The following is a 7,971-nucleotide window of genomic DNA, read 5'->3' on the forward strand; positions in this document are numbered from 1 at the left end:
ACCGGGACGGCGCTCACGGCGCGCAGCATGCGCAGCACCTCGCAGCCGTCGAGGTCGGGCAGGCCCAGGTCGAGCACGACCAGGTCGGGCCGGTCCTCCAGTGCCCGGGTGAGCCCCGGCATGCCCGCGGCGGCCGAGATGACGGCGTGCCCGCGTTCGGTGAGCGCCCGGGTCAGCGCGGACCGGACCTGGGCGTCGTCCTCGACGAGAAGCAGGTGGGCCACGGCAACGCGCCAGCCTCTCTTGAACTGGATAATTATGCTGGCAAAGGTAGAAAGTTCCCCATGAATCGTAAAGGACACCGAAGGGTGGTCGATCGATGCGCCGGCGTGCGCTCCTGGGCCTGGGCGGCTGGCTCACGGCCGCCGTCCTCACCACGGCCACCGGCACCTGGGCGGTGTCCCTGATCGGCACCGACATCACCGGGCAGGTCGTGCGTTCCATGACGCTGGAGGAGGTCGAGCGGGCCCTGATCACCACCTCCGCGGGACCGGCCGTCGCGCCCCCCGCCTCCGCCGGGCCGTACGCGGAGACCGGCAACTTCTCCTACGCCGAGGGGTCGGTGACCGGCGCCTGCGACGCCGGCCAGGCCCTCCTGCTGTCGTGGAGTCCCGCCCCCGGATACGGCGTCGACGAGGTCGAGCGCGGCCCCGCCGCCGCCGTCTCGGTGGTCTTCGAGTCCGACGACCGCAAGACCGCCATCAGCCTGACCTGCCCCTCCGGGAAACCCTCCACCACGGTCCGTTCCGTGACCGAACACGACGAGGACTGAGGGCGCCGGCGCCCGTGACCAGGGATGAGAGGCCGCGGGGCGCGGGGCCGAGCGCGCCGGCGAAGTACTCGCTGCCCACCCGACGGCCATGACCTGGTCCCGCCCGTAGTCCCTGAAGGTGTGCGGCTGCGGGTAGGTGCTCCCGTAGTGCTGCCACGCCTGGTCGGGCGGGGTGACCAGGTTCGCCGGCGGGCTCCGTCCGGCCGTGCCCGGCCGGCGGGCCCGTGCCGTACCGGACCGGACCGGTGAGCGGGATCACAGGAATGTCCGGCGCAGGCTCTAGCATCCGCGGCATGAACAACACCGTGACCTCACCTCCCCGGCATCGCGTCATCGGTGCCGCAGAGGCGGAGAAGCGGTCCGGCCTCCGTTGACACATGAGCAAGAGGAATCGTCGATGGACGAGCATGACCCGATCAGCCGGTTCTACGGGCTGCCGATCACGCCGGAGACGGCCACGGCGTCGGCGGAGCACCTGACCGACCCGTTTGCCGACGATCTCGTCAAGGCGCATCTCGGGAGCAACTATCCGTACTTCGGGGCGATCGACAAGACACTCGCGGGTTTCTTCGTCCTTGACGACGAGGGCGACAACTACACGCTGCTGGACGTCCGCGGGGACGGGCGGGTGTGGTGGCAGGACCACGAGACCCGCGAGCTCCACCTCCACTTCGACTCGCTGGACGACTGGCGCGCCTTCAAGGAGGAAGTGGACAGAGGCGGCGACGAGGACGAGCTCCGCGACGCCTTCCGGACCAAGGAACGACCGGCGGCCCGGACCGGCGAGGCTCCCGGCACGCCCGCACTGGCCACGAGGTACCAGTGGCTGGTCTGGCTGCTCGCGCAACCGCTGCGCGACCGCCAGGGCCGGGTGACCCAGGACGACGACGAGCTGACACGGAGCGCCATCGGGCATTTCCGCGCCATCTGGCCGACAGACGAGGCCGCGGAGAAGAGCCTGCTGGCGGAGTTGCCGCTGCTGGCCGGGGACCCGCATCTGGCGATCTACTGGCTGCTGCACACGTCGCTGCTGGCGATGGAGCCGCAGCGGGCACGGGTGCTCGCGGCGATCGGGCGGGCGCCGTGCCGTACGCCGCTCGTCGACGCGTTCGCGGCGGCTTTCGGGTCGCTGCCGCTGGACGGGGATGTGACGATCGTGCCGGGCTTCAGGACGCGCCGCTCGCTCGCGCTCCTGTACACCGGCGACGACGCGCCCGAGACGGAAAGGGCGCGCACCGCGCTGGTCTCCATGGAGATCGAACCCCGGGCGAGGTCGCTGATGAAGTTCGTGCTCGTCCGCGACGGCCTGGAGGAGGGCACGTTGACGGACGCCGAGGTCGCCGCGGCGGCGACACGGATGGATGCGGCGCCCGGCTCCGCGGCGCTGCGCGCCCTGCTCGACCGGCGCGCCGGGATGGAGGCCAGCCCCCATGCCGACGAGTTCGCGCGGACGGCGACCGCCACCGGCGAGACCTGGCCGTGGGTGCTGGCGACGTTGTGGCAGGTCCATTCGCTGGTCCGCGACCTGGACGCACTGGAGACGGTGATCGGTTTCCTGCTGGACAAGGATCCGTACCATCGGCGCGTCCTCGCCATACTCCAGCACGCTCAGGGGCTGGCCGGGCGCGAGTTCCTGATGCCCGCCGACGAACTGGAGCGGGCGTGGGCGCTGGCGGAGGCGTCCGCACCGATCCTGCAAGAACTGGCGACGCCGGACGACCACTCGGCGATCATCGCGAGGATCGCCGACCCGGCGCTGGCGCGGGCGGTCGCGCGCCGCGTCCTGCACCGTGCGGACGTGGACGAATACGCGGCCGAGGTGAGCTCGTGGGCGATCCGCGCCGTCCTCGCGGGTGACGACCCCGACCGGGGGGAACTCGCCGCCCGGGGTTTCGAGGCTCTGCCGTTCCAGTCCCACCAGCAGGTGCTCGCCGACATCGCCGGTGAGATCACCTCCCCCGGCCATCCTCTCGTCCGCGTCATGCTGCGGGTGCTGGAGCACGCCGCCGAACCCGACGACGCCGGCTTCATGGCGGCCTACACGGCCAAGCAGATGAAGAAGGAGGTCCTCACGGCGCTCGCACCGTTCGCGCACGAGCCGGAGATCTTCGACGAGCTGATGCGCCTGGCTGAGCTGCCCGCCGGCCATACGACCGTCGATTCGCTGTGGAGCCGGCTGTTCGACCCGTTCAGCGAGGAGACCTACGTCCTGCCCCGGCTCTCGGACGAGCAGGCCGTGCGGGCGGCCAGGGCGATGATCGCCACCCGGCTCACGCATCCGGTCATCCTCGCCCGCAACACCGCCGGGCAGCAGCTTTACCACTTCGCCCACGCCGGCGCCGAGGAATTCCTGATCGAGGCGCTCAACGAGTACGGCAGGCGCTTCGCCGATTCCACGGAAAAGGGCGGGAAGGTCTTCGACCGCGGCGAGACCGAGGACGACCTCCTCAAGGACCTGGTGGCGAACCTCTACTCCGCGGTCGGCAACATGGGGACGCCCCGGTCGCGGACCGCGCTGATCGAGCGGCTCTTCACCGAGCGGCGCGCGTTCTGGTGGATGGGCAACGCGATCGGCGGCGTCTTCTCCGCCGAGGTCCACCGCGAGGCGCTGGCCATGGTGCGCGAGCGGCGGGACGGAACGGGCGCGGGCTGCTACGCGTACGCCCTGGCCGACTTCGTGAAGCAGGGGCCGCCGAAGGTGGAGCTGCTCCAGGAGCTGGCCGGCTGGCCGGTGCCGGCGGAGGAGCTCTCCCGCCGCTTCTTCAAGTACGCCCTCGTCGTCGGGATCGAGGCGGCCCTGGCCGCGAAGGAATACGACCTGGTCCGCGCCGCGCACGCCCTCGCCTCCTCCATCGCGGAACCGCCCTTGCAGCCCGACGAGCACGCGCGCGCCATCCGGTGGGACAACCCGCTGGAGACGGAGGAGCCGGCCAGGCAGCTGGAGGCGGTCCTGTCCGGAGCCGCGGACGACAAGCGCCGCCGCCTTGTCGAGAAAGGCGCGGCCGCCCGCCTCCAGGGCACGCCACGGCTGAAGATCTCCGACAAGAAGCTCGGCATCCTGGCCGGTACGACTGTCCGGCGACGGCTGCTGCATGACACGACGACCGGGGAGGTCTGGTTCCTCGACATCGACGGCGCGGTGCACGCCTTCGACGGATACGAGATCACCGGCCTCCCTTTCGAGCCCCGGGCGATCGGTTACGGCCGGATGCGGGCGTTCCTCGATGGCGTGACCGAACTGTCCGAGCGCGCGCTGTTCTGGGACCGCCGGGCAGACGAGTTCGTCGAGGTCATCCGCTACGGCGACCGGCTGACCTACGTGTGGGGCCGGAACAACGGCTCGCTCGGCGGTCTCGGCCTCTCCTTCCCCGGCGTCGACGCGGCGGCCGACGCGTTCGCCCGCGTGAGGAGCAGCGTCGCCGCGGCCGGCATGACCGGGACGAGTCCCTGGTACGTGCCGGGCAAGGGCGCGATCCTGCGCACCTTCCGCATACCGGACCCCGACGGCCCGAACGACTCAAGCGACTATCGCCGCGTGTTCGACCGGAGGATCAACGCCGGCCCTCGTTTCGCCACCGAGGCGGAGGCCGTCACCGCACACGAACGCTGGGAGCTGGAGGCGCAACGGGACCGCGACGCGGACCTGACCTGCCTGAAGTGGCAGGACGACCGGCTCCGGCCCGAGGACATGTCCGTGCGGGAATGGATCAGGGACCGGATCCGGGACGACCCCAGCGACGCGGCCTGGCACGCCCGGGCACTCACCGAGATCGTCGATTACCTGAGGAGCCACGGCTACGGTGACCTGATCGGCCCGATCGAGGTCGAGGTGGGCTCGGGCGTCTCCGACGACGAGATCGCCGCCTACGAGGCCGAACGCCGGCACCCGATCCCCGAGGTGCTGCGCGCCTTCTGGCGCGAGATCGGCCACGCCCGCTGGTCCGTGGGCGGGGCGGGAATGCGGGTCCTGTCGCCGTCGCAGGTGCTGTCCCGCCGGCCGGCCGCGCGGCAGCTGGGAGAGGACTTCCTTCGAGAGCTGACTCCTGCCGAAGCCGGCGCCGCCCGGCCGCTGATGAGCGCGCTGGACGTGCTGGTCGAGACGCTTGACGGCTCTACCGTCATCACCGTGCTCGCCGACCGGGAGGCCAAGGAGGGCCGGGTCTTCACCCATGCCGACTACGATCCACGCAGTTTCTGGTGGGAGAGATCCCTGTCGTGGATGCTGGCGACGCGCTTCCTCGACGGCTTCGCCGACGCGATCGAGGAGGCCGCACCCGTGGTGGCGCAGCTCTACCACGGCCAGCGGTTGAACCCGGACGCGCAGCGTCGCTACTTCGAGCTGAGGGAGCAAGGCAAGATCCCCAAGTTCTGGGAGCTCCTGTACGACGAGACGTCCGGCCTGGTCTCCACCCGTTCCGGAAAGATCGGCGCGGCCGGTGCCGTACGCAACAGACGGTACGGCGACCCGGCCCGCGCGGCCCGCGCGGCGGCCAAGCTCGTCGCCGCCAGGGAGAAGGACGGCTACCGCGAAGCCGCACCCGTCAAAGCCCGGGCCGACACCCCCTGACCGGACCCGCGAGGACCCGGCTCCGCCGAGAGCCGGGCCTCCGGCCTGCCGGAAACTTCTTGATCATCGGATCATGGCGGACCGGAGGGATGATGACGGAACCAACCGTTCCCGCCGAAGGCCCGCAGCCATCGGACCAGGCCGACGTCCGGTTTGGAGGAAAAGGTTCTCGTGTTGCCGAGTTCTCAGCGGCCGCGCCGCCATGATCACCGGTGCGGCCGCGCCGGCCGGCGCGGAGGCCGGACTGTCGGCCCGCCGGGAGCGGAGGCCGTGACCGGCGGGCCTACACGTTCTCACCCGGGAGTTCCCGGCCGGACAGGTACAGCCGGGCACCGGCCCAGATGGCCGCGGGTTCGCACCGGGCGACCTGCCAGGTGACGGATGCCAGCCGTCCCCGCCGGCGGTAGCGTCGCACGATCGTCAGGTGTTCCGGCCACGCCACGAACCGCTTCAGGGCCTGCTCGCTCCGCCAGATCGACACCGAGCCGCACCTGCGCTCCAGCGGTTCCGCCCACAGCCACATCCCGACCGCGCCGTCCAGCCCGGGCCAGCCCCGGCCCAGCGCGCGCCCGGACCGGTAGATACCGGGCAGGTCGCGCGCCCTGTCGGCCCGGAACTCGGTGATGGCGACCAGTACGGGACCGGTGACGCCCGCGGCCGGCCCGGGCGTCCAGGAACTCCTCAGCATGACGGCGCCCACGCCGGGGAACGGCCGAGCAGCCCGAGCAGCCGCTCGAAGTCGGAGACGTCGGCGGGCACCGGGACCCGGGCGCCGAACGGGCCGCCGGGGCCGCGGAGGCCCGGGGCGTCCGCCCATCGAGAGGCGATCGCCAGCGCGACGGCCGCCGACTCCTCATCGGGCGAGTACGGCGCGCCGACGGAGGCGGCGATGTCCCATCCGTGAACGAGGAAGTCGACGAAGTGCATTCCCATGGCGGCGCGGCCGGGGAACACGCCGAACTCGCGTACTTCGACCTGCCGGTCGTGGACGTCCTGGGCGGCGAACGCGGCGGTGACCGCGGCCGCGGACTCCTGGTAGGCGTGGTGCGGGTCGGTGCCGAGTTCGCCGCTGTCCCAGGTGGACCGGTCGGCGGGCAGGCCGGCGGCCGCGGCGGCGAAGCCGCGGTTCTCGCTCACCATGTGACGCAGCAGCTCGCCCAGATTCCATGCGGCACAGGGGGTGGGCCCGGTGAGGCGCTCGGGGCCGGCCTGGGCGATCAGCCGACCGGCGGCCTCCAGCGCCCGCCGGTCGAGGTCGCGCAGGTCCACGGATCCCAGGTCGACGGAGATCGCACTCATGATCACTCCTTTTCGAGCACGAATTCAAGCACGAACGTTCGTGCTTGAATTCGACGTTATCACGTGCGGCATAATTAAACGAACGTTCGTCCATGAAAGGGGCTGCGATGGCGGGCCGGCCACGAGACGACCGGGCGCGGAACGCGATCCTGCGCCGAGCGGCGGACATCGCCTCCAAGGACGGGCTGGAGGGCCTCTCCATCGGGCGGCTGGCCGCCGATCTCGGCGTGAGCAAGAGCGGGCTCTTCGGCCACTTCGGCTCCAAGGAAGAGCTCCAGCTCGCCACGGTCCGGGCCGCGGCGGACGTCTATCTCGACGAGGTCGTCAAGCCCGCGCTGGCACTGCCGCCGGGCCTGGGACGGATATGGCGGCTGTGCGACAGCTGGCTGAGCTACTCGCAGCGGCGGGTCTTCCCCGGCGGGTGCTTCTTCTTCACGGTCACCGCCGAGTTCGACGCCCGCCCGGGGCGCGTGCGGGACGCCGTCGCCGCCGCCGCCCTTGAGTGGAGCCGCCTGGTCACGCGCACCGTCGAGGAGGCGCGCCGGCTCGGAGAGCTCACCGAAGACACCGGAGCCGACCAGCTCGCCTTCGAGCTGATCGCGTTCTTGGAGACCGCCAACGCCGTATCGCTGCTGCACGACGATCCCGTCGCCTACCAGCGGGCCAGGACCGCCATCCGGAACCGCCTGCACGCCGCCGCCACCGGTTCCGCGGCCCTACCCGGGCTCGATTCCGCGCTCCAGAGCGGTCATCAGTAGACGGCTACCGGGGCCGGCCCGATGGGGGCCGGGCGTCCCGGCGGTGGCGGGGCCCTGCCCGGCGGATGAGTGCGCGGACGGTGACGGACGCGACGGCCGGGTGGAGGCAGGGGTCGACCCGGCCGTGCCCCGGCCCGGATGGGTCGAGCCGGCCGTCTCCTGGCCCGGACGGGGTGGTCACGGTGTCGCCGGCTCCGTCGGTCGTATCTGTCCTCACCCGGTTCGACGAGACAGCTCCCCGGATCGTGAGGTTGACGCGCGCCTCACATCCCGACGGGCTGTGTCGTCGTACTGCTCAGACGGACGCGAAGGAAGGAAATCGATCATGGAACCCGTTAACGTCGCGATCATTTACTACAGCGCCACGGGCACCCTGCACGCCTTGGCGCAGGCCGCCGCAGAGGGCGCGGAGAAGGCCGGCGCACACGTGCGACTGCGCAAGGTCGCCGAACTGGCCCCACCGGAGGCGATCAGCGCCAATCCGCTCCCGCCGGGGCCGGATGGGCCATCGCCCGCTCGCCGACCAGGCAGGCGCGCTCCTTGGCGAACCCGTCGGACAGCAGCTCCTTCAGCGG

The 7,971-nt window shown here is 71.5% G+C and carries 6 protein-coding genes; 3 read left to right on the top strand and 3 right to left on the bottom strand.

Annotated features, from left to right (window positions below; genetic code table 11):
- Window positions 1–224 (bottom strand): response regulator (locus tag ACWDS7_RS44225; RefSeq protein WP_451934178.1); only part of this gene is annotated, 224 nt, incomplete at its 3' end.
- 95 nt (window positions 225–319) lie between these two features.
- Between ACWDS7_RS44225 and ACWDS7_RS44230 the strand changes: the two genes are divergently transcribed.
- Window positions 320–772: a hypothetical protein gene (locus ACWDS7_RS44230; RefSeq protein WP_451934179.1), complete on the top strand. Its 453-nt coding sequence runs from the start codon at window positions 320–322 to the stop codon at window positions 770–772.
- A gap of 397 nt (window positions 773–1,169) precedes the next feature.
- Window positions 1,170–5,339 (top strand): WGR domain-containing protein, encoded by a 4,170-nt coding sequence (locus tag ACWDS7_RS44235; protein ID WP_451934180.1) that lies wholly within the window; start codon window positions 1,170–1,172, stop codon window positions 5,337–5,339.
- A gap of 283 nt (window positions 5,340–5,622) precedes the next feature.
- Here the strand turns inward: ACWDS7_RS44235 and ACWDS7_RS44240 are convergent, their stop codons facing one another.
- Together ACWDS7_RS44240 and ACWDS7_RS44245 are read right to left on the bottom strand one after the other, a co-directional pair.
- A complete protein-coding gene (locus tag ACWDS7_RS44240) occupies window positions 5,623–6,027 on the bottom strand; it encodes a hypothetical protein (protein ID WP_451934181.1) in 405 nt (134 codons plus the stop codon).
- Complete coding sequence (locus tag ACWDS7_RS44245; protein WP_451934182.1) at window positions 6,021–6,638, bottom strand: TIGR03086 family metal-binding protein; 618 nt, start codon at window positions 6,636–6,638, stop codon at window positions 6,021–6,023. Before ACWDS7_RS44245 ends, ACWDS7_RS44240 begins: the two co-directional genes overlap by 7 nt.
- A 92-nt stretch (window positions 6,639–6,730) precedes the next feature.
- Between ACWDS7_RS44245 and ACWDS7_RS44250 the strand changes: the two genes are divergently transcribed.
- Window positions 6,731–7,396: a TetR/AcrR family transcriptional regulator gene (locus tag ACWDS7_RS44250; protein ID WP_451934183.1), complete on the top strand. Its 666-nt coding sequence runs from the start codon at window positions 6,731–6,733 to the stop codon at window positions 7,394–7,396.
- The last annotated feature ends 575 nt before the right edge of the window (window positions 7,397–7,971 follow it).

This window comes from Streptosporangium sp. NPDC003464 (assembly GCF_053588315.1).

What these genes read in the sequence shown, in the direction of transcription:
- ACWDS7_RS44230 (WP_451934179.1), top strand. Translation starts at nt 320, where the DNA reads ATGCGCCGGCGTGCGCTCCTGGGCCTGGGCGGCTGGCTCACGGCCGCC.
- ACWDS7_RS44240 (WP_451934181.1), bottom strand. Translation starts at nt 6,027, where the DNA reads ATGCTGAGGAGTTCCTGGACGCCCGGGCCGGCCGCGGGCGTCACCGGT.
- ACWDS7_RS44250 (WP_451934183.1), top strand. Translation starts at nt 6,731, where the DNA reads ATGAAAGGGGCTGCGATGGCGGGCCGGCCACGAGACGACCGGGCGCGG.
- ACWDS7_RS44235 (WP_451934180.1), top strand. Translation starts at nt 1,170, where the DNA reads ATGGACGAGCATGACCCGATCAGCCGGTTCTACGGGCTGCCGATCACG.
- ACWDS7_RS44245 (WP_451934182.1), bottom strand. Translation starts at nt 6,638, where the DNA reads ATGAGTGCGATCTCCGTCGACCTGGGATCCGTGGACCTGCGCGACCTC.